Raw genomic sequence first — 16485 nt, 5'->3', positions numbered from 1 at the left:
ATGACCTCCTCAAAAGATGCAGCAATTATTTTATTGGGAATGGGGGAATCTTGTGCATCTGAAGTTTTAAAAGTTTTAGGGCAGAAGGATGTTGAAACTATTATAGACATTATGAATAGTATGGGTGATTTGTCTGAACATGAAGTAATTCAAGCATTAAATGAATTTTTCAGGGAAACGCATAAAATGTCTGGTCTTAATGCCGATTCAGGAAATTATATAAAAAATAGTCTAGTGAATGCTGTGGGCAGCCATAAAGCAAGTTCTTTGATGGAAAGCAGCAGTCTTACTGAGGAACAAAAAGGAATTGAGCTTTTAAAGTGGCAACCCATACACTTGATAGAAGATGCATTGCGCGATGAACATCCTCAAATTATAACAGTCGTTCTTTTGTGTCTTGAAAATCATAAGGCCGCACAAATTCTTAATAATTTGCCCAAGGCAACAAGCAAGGAAGTGATCAGAAGAATGACTAATTTAGGGCCTTTATCTGAGTCAGGGATGAAAATCTTGTCGAATTATTTAGAGCAATTTTTCACGCGAACTGAAAAATTTAAAGTACTCAATAATGATGTTATAAACAAGGCAGCGAATATTATTTCATTTTTAGATATGGATACTGAAAAAGAGATTATTTCCTATCTTGGTAAAGAAGATAAAGAAATTACTGAGAAAATACAAGAAAAGATATTTCCTTTTGAAAGGTTAGCACAACTTGATAGTAGAAGTTTACAAACCTTACTTAATGAAGTTGATAATAATCAATTAACCCTTTCTTTAAAGGGGGCTGATGATAGCGTTAAACAAGCTTTTTTTAAAAACATGTCTTCTAAATCGGCTGAATTAATACAGGAAGATCTCGATTCAATGGGTCCTGTGAGATTAAAAGAAGTAATCCTGGCTCAAAAAAATATTGTCCGTCAAGCAAAACAATTAGCTGCGGCAAATAAAATTGTTATCCCTACTGCTCGTAGAGATGCTGGATTTGTTTAAGGGTAAATAATGAAAGAACATCTCGATAACCATGTAATACACGAAGATTATGAGATTTGGAATTTTCCTGAAATTACTGACGAGAATAGAAAAGAGAATATACTTATTGAAGAAGAATTAAAGAAAAATACTGATATCCCTGATTCATCCGAACAATCCTCCTTAGTTTCTAACCAGGAGGCCGAATTATTAAGACATAATTTGAATCATTTGATAGATTTATTTACAGAATTAAACCAGCAACTGAATAAAAAGATTCAAGAAGTAGACAATACCTTGGTTGAGAAAATAGCACTACTTGTAAAAAAAACAGTGAAAAAAATAATAGACAAGGAGTTTCAACAAGATCCTAAACTAATAGCCCAAATCATTAAAAAAAATTTAGGGAAAATAAGTGAAGAAAATAGATGCACGGTTATAGTGTCTCCACAAGATTTTGAATTGTGGCAAAAGCATGTGTTAAATGAAGATCAGTTTAAAGTAGAAATTGATCCCCAAATGTATCCAGGTGATTTTAAATTAATTACACCAATTAATGAGCTTGTTGTAAATATGGATAATATTATTAATACCATTTTTAAAATCGATCATGAGCCTAACAGAATATCTTGATTATTGGGAACAAAATCTAGATAAAATTAACTTTCCAAGTATTCATGGCAAAATTTTGCGTATTTCCGGCTTTTTTATTGAAGGAATTGGTTTAAAGGTTTCAATTGGGTGTATTTGCAAAATACATGGCCCCAAAATTATTCTGATGGAAGTCATCGGTTTTTCAAATGAGACCACTTTTTTATTGCTTTTGAAGAACCTGTAGGAATTCTACCTGGAACGCCAATTGAGTTTGTGGAAGAGGTTTTGAAAGTTCCTGCTGATAGGCAACTAAAAGGCCGAGTCTTAAATGGATTTGGTCTGCCGATTGACAATAAAGGCATACTTGGTCCCTGTAATTACAATCCTGTTGCCGGCAGAGCATCAAATCCTTTCGATCGTCGACGCATTAGCACCCAGCTTGATGTAGGAGTTAGAGCCATCAATAGCTTACTCACTGTTGGAATTGGCCAGCGTATGGGAATTTTTGCTGGAAGTGGAGTAGGGAAGAGCGTGCTTTTAGGAATGATTACTCGTTTTACAAAGGCCGATGTAGTTGTTGTAGGGCTGATAGGTGAGCGTGGCCGAGAAATTAAGGAGTTTCTTGAAGAAAATATTGGACCTGACTCTTTACATAAAACGGTAATTATAGCAGCTCCAATTAATACCTCTCCTTTAGAGAGAACTAATGGGATCCTGACTGCTGTAACGATTGCAGAGTATTTCCGTGATCTAGGTCAGAATGTCTTACTGATTATCGACTCATTAACTCGATATGCACATGCGTTACGTAATATGTATGCGCTTTTTGGAGAACCCGTTTCTGCAAAAGGTTATTCTCCTTCTGTCTTTGCCAAACTATCGCAATTAGCAGAGCGCTGTGGTAATGGAAATAGTTCTCTAGGGGGTTCTATAACAGCTTTTTTTACAGTATTGATTGAAGCGGATAATATGAATGACCCCATCGCTGATCATGTTCGTTCAATCTTGGATGGTCATATCGTTTTATCTCGAGAGCTTGCTGAAGCAACACACTTTCCAGCCATAGACATATGTAAATCAATAAGTAGGGTAATGCCTAATGTAGTTAAGAAAGAACACCTCAATGAAGCAATGCATTTTAAAAAGGTATATTCACATTATTTGCAAAATGAGGACTTAATTAAAATAGGGATGTATAAGTCAGGGACTGACCAGTTGTTGGATGAAGGAATAAGATTAATTAACAGCTTCAATCAATTCTTAAAACAAGACTATAATGAAGATATTGCTTTTGAGAGAAGTATCCTGGAGTTGCAAAAATTGCTAGCAGGGGAATAGCATGCAAAATAGTCGAATGACACGTTTTAAAAAAGTTGAAAAGATTATCAAATTACAGCAAAAAAATCTGGGTTTTAGGCTTGATGAATTAAAAAATTTAATTGAGAAAAAAAAACAGTCAATTGCTGTTGTTGAAAAATATTTATCTGAGTATGAAGAGCAATTTAATCAAATAAATCATATTTCTGTACCTAATTTGCAAAACTTTCAATCCTTTTTAAATCAGATTGTTTTAGTGCTTAATCAAGAGCGAGAGTCTTTACAACAGCTCAACATTAAACGAGAGGATCTGTTTGCAGACTACCTTAATAGTGAAAATCGTATTGAATTAATTAAAAAATATTATACGAAGTAGAACAATTAAGTCATTGATAATAAGATACATATGTTTTAAGCTGGATTTGAGATTAACCTAAATATGGCGTTTTCAAATAGATTAAGGGATTAGGTTTATGGCCAACAGTTTGGTTAGTGTCAATCGTTTAAAACAATCGAACTTAGGTTCTGTTTTACTTATTATTTCGATGTTGGTAATGGTTATAATTCCATTGCCTCCTTTTATACTAGATCTTCTATTCACATTTAACATCAGTATTTCTCTTGTTATTTTAATGGCATGCCTTTATGTGGCCAGACCCTTAGAGTTTAATGTATTCCCAACAATTCTACTCATAACTACTTTGCTACGGTTGACCTTAAATATCGCCTCGACACGGATTGTTTTATTGCATGGTCATGAGGGAACTGGGGCGGCAGGGAGAGTAATCCAAGCTTTTGGAGAAGTTGTTATCGGAGGAAATTTTATTGTAGGTTTGATTATTTTTGTTATTTTAATGATCATTAATTTTGTGGTTGTAACAAAGGGGGCAGGAAGAGTTTCTGAGGTAAGTGCCCGATTCACTCTTGATGCAATGCCTGGTAAACAAATGGCTGTAGATGCTGATTTAAATGCTGGGGTTATCAGTCAAGAAGAAGCTAAAAAGCGTCGACAAGAAATCATTTCAGAATCAGATTTTTATGGTCTATGGATGGTGCAAGTAAATTTGTCCGTGGAGATGCAGTTGCAGGTTTGCTCATTTTAGTGATTAACTTAATTGGTGGCATCATTATTGGAATAGCAGAGCATCACCTTTCCTTTATGAATGCGGCGCATACTTTTTCGATTTTAACGATTGGTGATGGTTTAGTGGCACAAATACCCTCATTGCTGCTCTCTATTTCAGCGGCTATTATGGTGACGCGTGTGTCAAACGAAGCCGACGTCAGTAAACAAACTCTATTACAATTGTTTGGAAACCAAAGACCCATTTTCTTATCTTCTTGTATTTTGACTGTCCTTGCAGTGATTCCACAAATGCCTCATCTCTCATTACTAATGTTTGCAACTATTGGTTTAATAATGAGTTATTTTTTAGCATCAAACAAACAAGAAATTGTTGCTCATGCAGGTAAGCAGCTTGATGTTAGAGATAACAGATCTGGCGATGAATTGGTGGATTTAAGCTGGGATGATGTGGCTTCGTGTGATCGTGTGGCATTGGAAATAGGCTATGGTTTGATTCAATTAGTTGGCGCGAAACGAGAGGGACAGTTAATTTCACGCATCAAAGGTATAAGGAAGAAATTGTCTCAAAAGCTAGGGTTTTTAATCCCCACAATTCATATAAAAGACAATTTTACTCTACCCCCAAATGTTTATCGAATTTATTTAAAAGGCGTACAAGTCGCTGAAGCACAAGTATATTCCGATAAGCTATTAGCGATTACTGCAGGCAACATCCAACAAAGTTTACCGGGCATATTGGATAAAGATCCAACTTTTGGCTTGGATTGTTATTGGATTAATGAAAACCAAAAACAACATGCAGAAACTTTAGGGTATACTGTTGTTGATGCCAGTACAGTGATAGCAACCCACTTGAATCAGATTATTTACACTAATGCAGGATATATATTAGGCTATGAAGAGGTACAACAACTGATTAATAAATTACTTAATACTGATCCTAAATTAGCAGAAATTTTGACTTCGACAGCTAATGGTGTTCCAACCACTGTTATTTTTACGGTATTACAAAAATTATTAACTTCCGAAATACCTATCGTTGATTTTGCTACCATTGCTGAAACTATGATTGAACAGTGGTCTCGAGTAAAAGATCAAGAAGTTCTCACAAGTACTGTTCGAATTGCGTTAAAACAAATGATTGTCTATAATATCTGTGGTAGTTCGTTAGAATTACCTGTTGCAGTTCTAAATAATGATTTGACACAGATTCTTTTAAAATCAGTTCAACTAAACCAGTCAATTAACGAAAAAATGATTGTCGTTGATCCTGGATTGGCTGACCGAATATTTGCACAACTTTTAGCTTATGTGAAAAAATGTGAAACTAATGTTTTACCAGTCATTTTTTTAGTGCATGATGAGTTAAGAGTGCTTATTGAGCGCTTATTTAAAGCAAATTTACCCAACGTGCATTTCCTCTCTTTTGCTGAAATACCTAATAATAAACAGATTAAAATAGTGGAACGAATCGGATAAACCTCATTTTGTTGATTTGAGCAGCCGCAGTTATTTTTTGGGTAGTATTTGGAGAGAGTAAATAGTATTTTTTATGATTAAGTATATACTTAGGATGTTTTGCTGCATAAGAGATAGGGAGTTTTATTATGAAATTGGAAAGGTTTTATGCAGAATCAATGGCCGATGCACTTATTAAAATACAAGAAAAACTTGGTTCTGAGGCAGTTATTTATTCACAGACTTCATGTGCAAATGGTGTAGAAGTTATTGCAGGTTTAACACATCAAGAAAAAGATACAACGAATTTTTCTAGCGAACAAAAGGAAAACGGACCAGAGCCACTAAGTCTTTTAGAAAAAGTGGCTTCTATTGACCAAAACAGCCTTAAGACAGAATTGATTCGAATTGAAAAAATTACTTTATTTCAACAAAGGTTGAGAAGCCTTAAATTTCCTTCTGATTTTATAGAAGAGTATTCCAGTATTTATGCTGAGGCCTGTGAGAAAGAAGCAATATTAAGTAATGAAATTTTTATTAAACTATTATTCTCACATATCTCTTTATTAGAAAACGAAATTATTGATTCTCAGAAAATATGTGCCCTAATTGGTCCTACTGGCATTGGTAAGTCAACGAGTGTCGCAAAACTTGCCAAACGATTTATTGATAAATACGGTAGCAAAAATTTAGGGATTATTAGTACCGATTTTCAGCGGATAATCACAAAAAATCAATTTCACTATTTTGGTAAGCTATTGGATATTGATATCAAATACGCACGTAATTCTTTAGAGCTTAAAGAGTCTATTTATTTTTTTTCTGAGAAGCAACTTACTTTAATTGATACGGCTGGGTTAAGCCTAATGACAATAAAAAGCTAGCTGAACTATTAGAAGGCCCATGTAATGAAAATAAAGACATAGCAAGCTATTTGGTATTGCCCTGTAATATTCAAAGCGAAATTTTAAATGATGTGGTTGAGAATTTTCGTATGTCACATACTCTTGGATGTATTCTCACCAAAAAAGACGAAAGTAAAACGATAGCTCCTTGCTTAAGTGTTGTCATGAGGCATCAATTGCCAATAGCCTATTGGTGTGATGGTCAAAATATAGCAAAAGATATTCATGTTCCTAATAAGATAGAATTAATAAATGCCGTTTTTCAGGGAGAGAAAATTGTTAGAAGCGATGCAATATCAGTCTAATCAAAGACAAGATAATTTAACTGTTTTAATTGAAGAATACGGTCCCTTAGTTAAGCGTATTGCTCAACAAATTAAATGGAAAGTTCCTGAATCAATTGAACTAGATGATCTTATTCAGTCAGGAATTATTGGTTTGATAGAAGCGAACAATGGTTTTTCATTAGACCATCAAGCCACTTTTAAGACTTATGCTACGTTAAAAATTCGGTACGCTATTTATGAAGCTTTGCGAAAGCATTCTGGGATTACTCGAGAACTGAGCCAATCGATAAAACAAGTAGCGAATGCTTTAGATAACTTACATCGGGAAAACCAAAAGCCCACAACAGAACTTGTCAGTCAAAAGTTAGGGATGACTTTTCATGAATATTCTTGTTTTAATGAAGAAATTAATTTATTGAAAGCAAAAAGTTTAGAAGATGCTACGGAAAGCGAAATCTCTCAGGATAATGACGACAATCCTATTGTTGATGTGATGAAATCGGAAGTAAAAGAAATTTTAAAAAAAATAGTTCTTGGCTTATCCAATCGAGAGCAGATTTTATTAGCACTTTATTATAATGAGTTACTTTCATTTAAAGAAATCGGGCAAGTTCTTAATATAACAGAGGCAAGAGTTTCACAAATTCATACCCAATTATTATCTAAATTAAAGGCGCATTTAACGACTGGCTACAATCTGATTGAAGAGAGTAATTAGAAGTTCTTTAGAGGAGCAGCATGAATGGTTGAGATTATTTTACTTAGTATTTTGTTGGCAATTAATTTAAGTTTTATATTCTTTTTTCTTTTTTCTGTTTATCCGCAGATTAAGAACACAAAACTTAGGGCACTTCAAAATAATTTAGGGATGAAGCTAATTCATAAGGCAATACAGGAACAAAAAGCAATACTACAGTCAATTGAGGATAATAAAATGGTATTCTCTAATGGAAAGCCCAAAGAAGAAATTGAGCATCAATATGATAGAGCAAAAAAAATTTTGCAAAATGGTATTATGGAGGAAAAAGATATCTTACAATACTGTGATATTACGTTAGAAGAAATGGAGTTACTCTCAGGGTTAATAAAAAATACTGAAATTAAAAATTAAAAATTATCTGATGTTTATGAACCATGAAATACTTTACGCTGCATTGATTTTGCTATTGATTATTCCGGCAATTTTTGCATTTGTTTTCTTACTAAAGAAACTTACTTATTCCTCTTATCAGAATGCTTCAGGTATTAAGGTTATTCATCAATTATCTTTAAGTAAGAGGGAAAAAATAGTAGTTATCTCTGTTGAGAATGTGAAATTAGTTATAGGATTTTCACCTAATACTTTTAGCCTGCTTCATTTAATTGAACAAAATGATATATAAAAATGGACTTAAGTTTGTTTTTTAAAAAATTGAATCCTCTTAAGAAAAGTAATCTGAAATATTGTCTATATCTTACCGGTATAATGATTTGCTTTTTGTCAACAACGGCGCATGCCGATTGGTCTTCAATTCCATTACTGACTTCGTCTTCTTCTACTGGTGAGGTGACATATAATGTAAGCCTGAAAATCTTATTAGGCATGGCTTTGCTAACAGTCCTCCCGGCTTTATTGATGACGATGACTTCATTTACTCGGATAATTATTGTTTTTTCAATTCTAAGGCAAGCAATTGGTATTCCAAATGTTCCGAGCAATCAAATTTTGGTTGGTTTGTCTTTGATTATGACTGTTTTTGTGATGATGCCCGTTTTTAATACGATTAATGAATCAAGCATCAATCCTTATATGAAAGGAACAATAAGTGATGAAGTGGCAATAGAGAGAATCGGTGCTAGTCTACGCATGTTTTTACTCAAACAAACGCGAAAAGCTGATTTAAATATGTTTTTAAAGCTCGCTAAAACTCAGGCCTCATCCAAAGAACCACCTATGTTTGCCGTTATCCCAGCATTTATTACCAGCGAGTTAAAAACAGCCTTTCAAATAGGCTTTTTGATATTTATTCCTTTTTTAATCATTGACTTAGTGACGGCTAGTATTCTTATGTCTATGGGGATGATGATGCTCTCTCCTATGATGATTTCTTTGCCGTTTAAAATTATTTTTTTTGTTTTGGTAAATGGTTGGTCATTAATGGTCACCAGTTTGATTTCTAGTTTTCGCTTATAATCTAAATTTAACAATAAACTAAAGAGTAGATTTAAGTATTACGCCAAATTCAGCAATAAAGATTATGTACTCATTTAATGGGCTTTCTTTGCTGATCTATGGGTAGGTCACTTAGACATTAATGAGTTAATATTAACTAGAAAATAAGGACTCATTATGGCTATTACTGTAAATACAAATATGTCATCAATGATTGCACAAAAATCGTTGAATCAAGTGCAAAATAAATTGTCTACAACACTTAATAGGCTTGCAACCGGCTTGCGTGTGAATAGTGCAAAGGATGATGCTGCAGGCCTTGCAATTGCTGAAGGAATGACTGCTCGTATCCGAGGACTAAATCAAGCTGCAAGAAATGGTAATGATGGCATTTCTTTGATTCAAACAGCGGAGTCTGGTATGAATCAAGTGCTTTCTCTTTTGCAAAGAATGCGAGAGCTGGGTGTTCAAGCTTCAACAGGAACTTATCAAACGAGTGATTTAGCTAACCTTGATACGGAATTCCAAAGCCTTAAAAATGAAATTGATCGTGTTGCTAATGTGACTGATTTCAACGGTCAAGCTGTATTAAACGGTGGTACTGTTTCTATACAGATTGGATCACAAAATACAGCTAATGATCGCTTAACAATTACTTTAACCGACAGTGATTCAACTGCTTTAGCTATCAATGCTGATGATATTACTTCTAATGCAAACGCACAAACTGCTATCACCAATCTGGATACCGCTATTACATCAATTACCACGGGTTTGGCTCAGTTAGGTGCAAATCAATCAAATCTGGAGTCAGCTGTATCTGCAGATGAAGATCGAGTTATGAAAATTGAAAGTGCTCGTTCGCGAATTATGGATACCGATTTTGCAGCTGAGAGTTCTAATTTGGCAAAATACCAAATTTTGCAACAAACTGGAGCAGCGATGTTGTCACAAGCTAATTCTTCAGGACAAATTGTATTAGGATTAATTCAACGATGATCTCTAGTAACCTGGGGATTCAATAACCCCAGGTTTTACTAAAAAATGGATAAACACTATGGCAAATGGCATTAGTTCTGGATTAGATATTACCTCAATAGTTGACGGATTGATGGAGGTAGAAAAAATAGGCTTAAAACGACTAGAACAAAAAAATTCACTTTATCAAAAGCAGCTTTCTTCATACACGCAATTAAAGAATTTGATTAAGAATCTCTCTGATTCAATTAGTAAATTTGACACAGTACTGAAACAGAATTTTTATAAAGCCAGTTCTAATAATGAATTAGTTGCTACAGCTCTTCTCAATACTAATAATCCTACTCCGGGCAATTTTAATCTTAATGTAAGCCAATTAGCAACGGCACATCAAATTGGTTCTACAATTTATAGCTCGAAAGATCAATCACTGAATTTATCTGGAATGATGGTTTTAACCCAAGGGTCTAATTCATACAACATCTCCATCAAAGATTCAGATAGTTTAGAAAATATAAGAGATACTATTAATAGTTCATTGGGAAATATAGGAATTAGGGCCAGCATTTTGCACACTAATGATGCGTCAGACCAAGATCAATACATACTTTTGCTAAGTGCCACAAATACAGGAGCGATCAATCAAATAAACGTCAGTGGAGACAACCCTTTACAAATTAATAATGTTTTACAGGCAGCGCAAGATGCACAATTTTCCATAAATAACTACAGTGTCACTCGAAGTACAAATATAATTAACGATGTATTAGAAGGTGTGACTTTTCAATTAAACCAAACTGGGGTAGCAACGATCTCCGTCAACCCCGATACATCAAACCAAGTGAATCTTATTGCAGGAGCTTTGAGTGATTTTATCAAAGCTTACAATCAAGTTATGGAAGAATTAGCTAAGGACCAATCTTTGCGGTATTTGCGAGACAGCACCTATCCCTTAATCATAAAAAATTTACAGGAAATAATGACCCAAACTATTGGTACCAATCCGATTAACTCGCTACTTGATATGGGCATTAAGCTAGCCAAAGCTGAAGTAAAAACAAATGATGAAGGGGTTGAATATGTAGTGAAAGGTAAATTGGATATCAATCATGATCTGTTAAGTGAAAATATCGAACAAAATTTACCGCAATTACGCGCCTTTTTTTCAAATAGTGGTGCTAACTTTGATGCAAAAGTACTCACTTCGCTGACCACTCTTCAAACAGGAACTATCTATAATAGAGAACAAATAATAAGTCAGGAAAGAAACCTTTTAAGTAAAAAAATTAATAGCGAACAAGGGCGTTTAGATGTTGTTCGGACAAATCTTACCCTAAAATATGCCGCTTTAGACAATATTATTTCTAAATACCAGCAACTGGGAAACTTTATTGAACAACAAATAACAATGTTCAATAAGCAGAAAAAATAATTAATCTCATTTAAGGATAAATGATGAATCACATCAATACTTATAAAGATATCAATCTTACCAGTGAAATTTTAGGAGCTCCACATTATAGGCATATCTCGATATTACTCGAACGACTTTTACAAAATATTAATGGTTCATTATTAGCAATTTCTGAAAATAACATTACCTTAAAATGTAAATTATTAAGCAATTCTTATGATATTGTTTCATATTTTATTGATTGTTTGGATTTCAATGCTGATTTAGAAATGGCTAAAAAACTTGAAGGAATCTATTCTCATCTGCAGAAACTTTTCTTTTGGGCAAATGCAAAAGGTGACTTAACAAAACTTAATGAAGCTAAGTTTATTACTGAAAATTTAATTACTTGGTGGAGTAAAGTTAATGAATCTCGCTCCTTAACTTAAATATTGAGGCAAATGAAACATCAGATCTTGAGTCATTGAGACTAACTTTGATAATAGCCATGGTAAACTAAAGATAAGAACAAGTATCATCACTAGTAACTTAGGGATAAACGTTAATGACATGTCATTTATCTGTGTTGCCGCTTGAAAAATAGAAATACTTATCCCAATCAGCAAAGCAGGTAAAGTAATTAAAGCGACAACAACCATTACTATCCATAATAATTGTTTAAAAGGATCAATTAATGTGTAATATTCCACTTCAAAATACCTGTCATTGTGCACATGAACTTACTCATCTGCAATAGTAATCTTAATATACAAAGAACCATTTGTGTCAAAAGAGTTACCAGCCTGATAAGTAACTACATTATTTTCTTGTGGATTTAGTTTGCCTCGAGACTGAGAAATTTTTACCCATTTGTTTAGTGGAATTAATGTTGTAGTAGCAGTTTTTTGATCCAATTGATTTTCTTGATTGACCAAACTTTGTTGCGAAAAATCTCTTGTTATAGTTATTTTTACTTTTGAACCTTGTAATTCAGGTTGGATAAGAAAACCTTTGTCCGCTTGCATACGTTGATATCCCACACCTGTTGCCCACCCAGCATCAACTTGACTGATTACAGGGTAATTTTTTCCCGTTGAAACATAGGCATAAGAGCCACTTTGAACTTGTACTGATTGATTGTTTTCTTGTTCTTGTCCGCTTTGCGTGGAATAATTATTACTATCTTGTGGGCTATTAAGCCATTCGTCATTGCCTTGATGAACTGCCACTATAAGTTGCTTAGGTGCTACGTCTAATTGATGAATCAAAGACCTCATTTGCGTGAGTGTGTCTTTGTCAACATGCACTATTAAACTTTGATTATAAACACTAATTGTTTCACCAGGTTTTAATAAGGGATTCAATGCTTCTTTCACTTTAATGGGGTTGGCATAATTAATAGGAATTACCTTATCAATAAAATCTTGTGCATATGCTAAAGATGTAATAAGAAATAACAATAAAATCCTTTTTAACATGATAACATTCCTTACTTAATTATCCTATCATACTGGTTGTCAATCAATTAGCAATCATAAAGTAATATTAGAAAAAAGGTGCATAGAGACTTGAAAGTCTTTTATACGCTATAACTTTATTCAAGAACTATTTTAATCATATTTTTATAGATAACATTGATCTACATCATGAAATCTTAAATTTATTTTGAAAAGAGAGTTAGGGTATCCAATTATGAATCCTAGGCTTCTTTGGCTGGCATTAATGCTCAGAAATAAATTTTAATTTTTCTGGTTGTAATAATTGGATTTTTTTATGATCAATAGTGATAATTTTATCATCCTTAAATTGAGATAGGAGGCGGCTGATAGTTTCAGCAGTGAGTCTTAAATAGTTCCCAATATCCCGGCGAGTCATTGGTATAAGCAATTCAAATTGCATTCCCAACGGGTACAATCGGTTAGATAAATCCATAAGGAAAGCAGCAAGACGTTGCTCTGCTTTGATTGAAAATAAATAAGAACCCATATTTAGTTGTTTGCTAATTAAATATAAACTATGCTTTTGAAGATCTGGATTAGCACGCAGCAAGTCAAGAAAATTATCGTAGGGGATTTCGCAAATAACCGTTTCAGATAAAGAGGCTGCTGAGTAAAGATGGAGATTCGTGTAAATCGCTTCAAAACCAAGAATCTCACCAGAGAAATAAAATCCCCGTATTATTTCATCTCCGTCAGCACCAACTTGGTATGTTTTTAACGCTCCACGACGAATAACCCATAGACTTCGGAACGTATGATTAGCTAAATCAAAAACATTCTGTTTTTGAAGATAGTGGCGTTGCTTTACTACTGAATTAAATAGATTCCATCGTGTTTTTTCTCTATATGACATGCAAAAAGGAGAAAAAGAACATTTTACACATTCTGTGTCATTACTATTGTAATTATCATCATTGGCAGACATGAAAGACTAAAATCCTTAAATTTTACATTTTAAGTTATTATTAGTGTTTTCATGATCTAGATCAATGTGATGGAAGAATTCAGCTTATAGAATAATGATTGAGTAATTATATCAGAGGGAATATGAATCACTTCACACGAGTTAAAACTGACTTAGGGGGTATTACAAGAGTCAATTTCCTTGAGCTTGCAGTACTATTGGGGACAAAAGTCAATTCATACTAAGTTATCAGAAGATCCCATTTAGGAAATGCAGCAAGTGGTGTGATAGCAGATGAAAATATTTCTAAAAGCTGATTGACAATTAATATGATTGAGCTGCTTTCTCAATTTACAGAAAATATACTCACCTTTTTAGTGATTGAAACACGAATAGCATCTACATTTGGAATATTATTTTTTCTACGTAAAGAATGGATATCTCCCCGAATTAGCCTTGCATTTTCATTAGTACTTACATTTTTTATCATGCAAATTGCTCCAATACATTTTAAAGCGAGTCCGACATATTTAATTGAGACTATTTCTCTATTACTGCAACAATTTTTCCTGGGCTTCACTACAGGAATTTTAATTAATTTTTTTATGGAGTGTTTTATTGGTTTTGGACAGATGGTTTCTTTACAAGCAGGATTAGGGTTTTCCACTCTTTATATTCCAGGCATTGGTAGTTTAACGTCTTTAGCTAACTTCTTCTTTCTTTTAAGTGTACTCATTTTCTTTCAATTGAATGGGCATTTAGTATTTATTAACATGCTGACTACATCGATTGAAATGTTGCCAAAATTAAATCCTCTCGATCAATATATGATAAAAAAAAAAAAATTGTATTATTTGCAGGAATTATTTTTAAAGGTACGGTCATGCTTTCTATAGCACTTATATTTGTATTAATGGTAACCAACTTTACACTTGCTTTAGTAACTAAGTTCACTGCTCAACTCAATCTTTTTTCCATCGGCATCAACATATCTTTAATTTTGGTTTTTTTAATTCTGTATCTTAGTTTTGACATTATTGTTGAAAATGGCGAAATACTTTGTAATGAACTTTTATTTTTCTTAAAAAATATACTGATATGAGTGAAGAAGACAGCAGCGAACGCAAGCACCAGCCCTCAGCTAAGAAATTGGATCGTCTCATCAAAGAGGGCTCATTTCTAAGAGCACGAGAATTCTATTCAGGAATTTCCCTTCTGAGTGCGTTATTATGCATTTATATATTTGGACCTAGTTTTATTGAAGTCTGGTCTCAAAATTTTTATCATATCTTTAAAAAAATTGGTGAAGAAAACAGTACTGAATTGGTTTATGGAGATTTTTTTTATACACTAATTACCAACAATTTACTTCTGCTTATACCTATTTTTATCACTATTATTGTTTTTTTTCTTTTATCGGTATCTTTTTTTGGAAAATTGAGACTTCCTGAAAAAATAATACGATTTAAAGCAGAACGTTTTCACTTAATTCGTAATTTAAAAAATATTTATTCTATAAGTACTCTGATAGAGTTAGTTAAATCTTTAATTAAGCTATTAATTTTTATGACATTTCTTATTTTCTTTTTTTATATTCAAATGCCAATTATTATTAAATTTTCTAAAATTAACCAATTTAATTTATTTGATCAGATTTTTACTGTCTTCAAGTCATACTTTACGCAAATCATCATTCTTTTAATACTCATTGCTATTATGGATGCCTTGATTAGCAAATATCTTTATAATAAAAAAGCAATGATGACGACATATGAACTTAAAGAAGAAAGTAAAGAAACTGATGGTAATCCCGAATTAAAAAAGAAAGTGAGGCAAATGCAACAACGTATGTCGATGCAAAGAATACAAAAAACGATTCCTACTGCAACAGTTATTATAACTAATCCAACTCACTATGCAGTAGCATTGCGTTATAACAGTGATAAAGATGCAGCTCCAATTATTGTCGCTAAAGGTATCGATCAGAAGGCTTTGCAAATAAGGCAATTAGCGATTAAGCATAGAGTACCTATTTATCAAGCACCTGAGTTAGCAAGAGCTATTTATAAATCAGGTAAAGAAGGTGGGATGATTCACCCGGAGTTATACATGGCCGTTTGCTTTAGTTTTAAATTATATTTTCCTATTAAAGGAGTATCAAATGGGGCGGGCTAATAAACCTGAGTCAATAATTGATCATCAAATACCAGCACATTTAAAATGATTCAAAAATACATATTACTTTTAAGTTTTTGTATTTATAACAATACAATTCAAGCAAATTCGAACAATTTTGCAAAGCAGTTATGCCAACAATCACAATATAAATGTCTTAAAGTAAAAAAATCAAACAGTTGGAGCCAACTCTTTCCTAATCCTCGTGAAAATGATTTAGTAAAAAAAATAAATCGTACTAATGAATTCCTCTCTTCTGGGATGATTCTTGCTGTCCCCCGGAATCTACATAATACTACGATACTAGATGTATCTCCATTTCCTTTAATTTTAGAAAATCAGCATGAGAAAGTAATTTTAATTAGTCTGAAGTTGTTGGCTTGGGCTGCGTTTAGTGCTGATGGAAGACAAGTCAATTGGGGGCCAATTTCTGCAGGATCCATTCATTGTCCAGAGTTATTAAGTTGCGCTACCCCAAAAGGGACTTTTCGCATCCAACGTAAAAGGGGGCTGGATTGTTATTCCAAATCATTTCCACAGATGATTTCAGGGGAAAAAGGCGGAGCTTATATGCCCTATTGCATGTATTTTTATAAGGGGTATGCTTTGCATGGAAGTGAAAATTTACCAGGATATAATGCTAGCCATGGTTGTGTCCGTTTATTTAATCACGACGCACAGTGGTTAAATGAGTATTTTGTAGAACTCCCCAATCACAAACAAAAAAACAGTGGGACAAAAGTAATTATTAGTGATTAGGCAGC

The 16485-nt window shown here is 33.3% G+C and carries 19 protein-coding genes and 2 pseudogenes; 18 read left to right on the top strand and 3 right to left on the bottom strand.

The window, feature by feature from the left end; all coding sequences use genetic code 11:
• From OK13_RS04505 to OK13_RS04440, 14 genes and pseudogenes are all read left to right on the top strand, one after another.
• Entirely contained in the window at window positions 1-993 is a 993-nt protein-coding gene (locus tag OK13_RS04505; RefSeq protein WP_035888103.1) for a flagellar motor switch protein FliG, read from the top strand.
• Window positions 994-1002: 9 nt separating this feature from the next.
• Window positions 1003-1605 (top strand): FliH/SctL family protein, encoded by a 603-nt coding sequence (locus OK13_RS04500; RefSeq protein WP_035888100.1) that lies wholly within the window; start codon window positions 1003-1005, stop codon window positions 1603-1605.
• Window positions 1606-1788: 183 nt separating this feature from the next.
• Entirely contained in the window at window positions 1789-2904 is a 1116-nt protein-coding gene (locus OK13_RS04495; RefSeq protein WP_206538888.1) for a FliI/YscN family ATPase, read from the top strand.
• A 1-nt stretch (window position 2905) separates the two neighbouring features.
• Window positions 2906-3259: a hypothetical protein gene (locus tag OK13_RS04490; protein WP_035888098.1), complete on the top strand. Its 354-nt coding sequence runs from the start codon at window positions 2906-2908 to the stop codon at window positions 3257-3259.
• A gap of 97 nt (window positions 3260-3356) precedes the next feature.
• Window positions 3357-5449, top strand: a pseudogene (flhA, locus tag OK13_RS04485) (flagellar biosynthesis protein FlhA).
• 128 nt (window positions 5450-5577) lie between these two features.
• The gene (locus OK13_RS04480; RefSeq protein WP_035888095.1) at window positions 5578-6312 is read left to right on the top strand and encodes a flagellar biosynthesis protein FlhF; all 735 of its coding nucleotides are present in this window, start codon (window positions 5578-5580) and stop codon (window positions 6310-6312) included.
• A 14-nt stretch (window positions 6313-6326) separates the two neighbouring features.
• Window positions 6327-6638: pseudogene (locus OK13_RS15770) on the top strand (hypothetical protein); the annotation flags it as partial.
• Window positions 6610-7338 (top strand): FliA/WhiG family RNA polymerase sigma factor, encoded by a 729-nt coding sequence (locus tag OK13_RS04470; RefSeq protein ID WP_160264735.1) that lies wholly within the window; start codon window positions 6610-6612, stop codon window positions 7336-7338. The pseudogene OK13_RS15770 and the gene OK13_RS04470, both read left to right, overlap by 29 nt.
• 24 nt (window positions 7339-7362) lie before the next feature.
• A complete protein-coding gene (locus OK13_RS04465) occupies window positions 7363-7731 on the top strand; it encodes a hypothetical protein (protein ID WP_035888087.1) in 369 nt (122 codons plus the stop codon).
• A 16-nt stretch (window positions 7732-7747) separates the two neighbouring features.
• Window positions 7748-8002: a flagellar biosynthetic protein FliO gene (locus OK13_RS04460; RefSeq protein ID WP_035888084.1), complete on the top strand. Its 255-nt coding sequence runs from the start codon at window positions 7748-7750 to the stop codon at window positions 8000-8002.
• 2 nt (window positions 8003-8004) lie between these two features.
• On the top strand, window positions 8005-8793 hold the full coding sequence (gene fliP / locus OK13_RS04455) for a flagellar type III secretion system pore protein FliP (protein ID WP_052117562.1): 789 nt from the start codon (window positions 8005-8007) through the stop codon (window positions 8791-8793).
• Window positions 8794-8949: 156 nt separating this feature from the next.
• Window positions 8950-9771 (top strand): flagellin N-terminal helical domain-containing protein, encoded by an 822-nt coding sequence (locus tag OK13_RS04450; RefSeq protein WP_035888082.1) that lies wholly within the window; start codon window positions 8950-8952, stop codon window positions 9769-9771.
• Window positions 9772-9829: 58 nt separating this feature from the next.
• Complete coding sequence (gene fliD / locus OK13_RS04445) at window positions 9830-11182, top strand: flagellar filament capping protein FliD (protein ID WP_035888079.1); 1353 nt, start codon at window positions 9830-9832, stop codon at window positions 11180-11182.
• 23 nt (window positions 11183-11205) lie between these two features.
• Window positions 11206-11592: a flagellar export chaperone FliS gene (locus OK13_RS04440; protein ID WP_035888077.1), complete on the top strand. Its 387-nt coding sequence runs from the start codon at window positions 11206-11208 to the stop codon at window positions 11590-11592.
• Here OK13_RS04440 and OK13_RS04435 read toward each other — a convergent pair.
• The 3 genes from OK13_RS04435 to OK13_RS04425 form a co-directional block, all read right to left on the bottom strand.
• Entirely contained in the window at window positions 11584-11853 is a 270-nt protein-coding gene (locus OK13_RS04435) for a flagellar biosynthetic protein FliQ (protein ID WP_035888152.1), read from the bottom strand. The genes OK13_RS04440 and OK13_RS04435 overlap by 9 nt on opposite strands.
• Window positions 11854-11883: 30 nt before the next feature.
• Entirely contained in the window at window positions 11884-12621 is a 738-nt protein-coding gene (locus tag OK13_RS04430) for a secretin N-terminal domain-containing protein (protein ID WP_035888076.1), read from the bottom strand.
• 241 nt (window positions 12622-12862) lie between these two features.
• Window positions 12863-13567, bottom strand: a complete 705-nt coding sequence (locus OK13_RS04425) for a helix-turn-helix domain-containing protein (RefSeq protein ID WP_035888073.1) — start codon at window positions 13565-13567, stop codon at window positions 12863-12865.
• A 308-nt stretch (window positions 13568-13875) separates the two neighbouring features.
• Here OK13_RS04425 and OK13_RS04420 point away from each other — a divergent pair, with 308 nt between their 5' ends.
• Genes OK13_RS04420 through OK13_RS04405 form a run of 4 tightly spaced genes read left to right on the top strand, consistent with a single transcriptional unit; the run spans window position 13876 to window position 16480 of the window.
• Window positions 13876-14442: a flagellar biosynthetic protein FliR gene (locus OK13_RS04420; RefSeq protein ID WP_035888070.1), complete on the top strand. Its 567-nt coding sequence runs from the start codon at window positions 13876-13878 to the stop codon at window positions 14440-14442.
• On the top strand, window positions 14430-14648 hold the full coding sequence (locus OK13_RS16155) for a flagellar biosynthetic protein FliR (protein ID WP_035888068.1): 219 nt from the start codon (window positions 14430-14432) through the stop codon (window positions 14646-14648). Before OK13_RS04420 ends, OK13_RS16155 begins: the two co-directional genes overlap by 13 nt.
• On the top strand, window positions 14645-15721 hold the full coding sequence (locus OK13_RS04410) for an EscU/YscU/HrcU family type III secretion system export apparatus switch protein (RefSeq protein WP_035888066.1): 1077 nt from the start codon (window positions 14645-14647) through the stop codon (window positions 15719-15721). The genes OK13_RS16155 and OK13_RS04410 overlap by 4 nt, the downstream gene beginning before the upstream one ends.
• A 45-nt stretch (window positions 15722-15766) precedes the next feature.
• Window positions 15767-16480 carry a L,D-transpeptidase gene (locus tag OK13_RS04405; protein ID WP_035888065.1) on the top strand — a complete coding sequence of 238 codons (714 nt, stop codon included), beginning with the start codon at window positions 15767-15769 and terminating at the stop codon, window positions 16478-16480.
• The last annotated feature ends 5 nt before the right edge of the window (window positions 16481-16485 follow it).

Source organism: Legionella norrlandica (assembly GCF_000770585.1).
GTDB lineage: Bacteria > Pseudomonadota > Gammaproteobacteria > Legionellales > Legionellaceae > Legionella > Legionella norrlandica.
This window is presented reverse-complemented; position numbering and strand designations above follow the sequence as displayed.

Bases quoted from the DNA above. Each gene is read 5' to 3' on its own strand.
- OK13_RS04505 (WP_035888103.1), top strand. From the start codon at position 1: ATGACCTCCTCAAAAGATGCAGCAATTATTTTATTGGGAATGGGGGAA.
- OK13_RS04500 (WP_035888100.1), top strand. From the start codon at position 1,003: ATGAAAGAACATCTCGATAACCATGTAATACACGAAGATTATGAGATT.
- OK13_RS04490 (WP_035888098.1), top strand. From the start codon at position 2,906: ATGCAAAATAGTCGAATGACACGTTTTAAAAAAGTTGAAAAGATTATC.
- OK13_RS04480 (WP_035888095.1), top strand. From the start codon at position 5,578: ATGAAATTGGAAAGGTTTTATGCAGAATCAATGGCCGATGCACTTATT.
- OK13_RS04465 (WP_035888087.1), top strand. From the start codon at position 7,363: ATGGTTGAGATTATTTTACTTAGTATTTTGTTGGCAATTAATTTAAGT.
- OK13_RS04460 (WP_035888084.1), top strand. From the start codon at position 7,748: ATGAACCATGAAATACTTTACGCTGCATTGATTTTGCTATTGATTATT.
- fliP (WP_052117562.1), top strand. From the start codon at position 8,005: ATGGACTTAAGTTTGTTTTTTAAAAAATTGAATCCTCTTAAGAAAAGT.
- OK13_RS04450 (WP_035888082.1), top strand. From the start codon at position 8,950: ATGGCTATTACTGTAAATACAAATATGTCATCAATGATTGCACAAAAA.
- fliD (WP_035888079.1), top strand. From the start codon at position 9,830: ATGGCAAATGGCATTAGTTCTGGATTAGATATTACCTCAATAGTTGAC.
- OK13_RS04440 (WP_035888077.1), top strand. From the start codon at position 11,206: ATGAATCACATCAATACTTATAAAGATATCAATCTTACCAGTGAAATT.
- OK13_RS04430 (WP_035888076.1), bottom strand. From the start codon at position 12,621: ATGTTAAAAAGGATTTTATTGTTATTTCTTATTACATCTTTAGCATAT.
- OK13_RS04425 (WP_035888073.1), bottom strand. From the start codon at position 13,567: ATGTCTGCCAATGATGATAATTACAATAGTAATGACACAGAATGTGTA.
- OK13_RS04420 (WP_035888070.1), top strand. From the start codon at position 13,876: ATGATTGAGCTGCTTTCTCAATTTACAGAAAATATACTCACCTTTTTA.
- OK13_RS16155 (WP_035888068.1), top strand. From the start codon at position 14,430: ATGCTTTCTATAGCACTTATATTTGTATTAATGGTAACCAACTTTACA.
- OK13_RS04410 (WP_035888066.1), top strand. From the start codon at position 14,645: ATGAGTGAAGAAGACAGCAGCGAACGCAAGCACCAGCCCTCAGCTAAG.
- OK13_RS04405 (WP_035888065.1), top strand. From the start codon at position 15,767: ATGATTCAAAAATACATATTACTTTTAAGTTTTTGTATTTATAACAAT.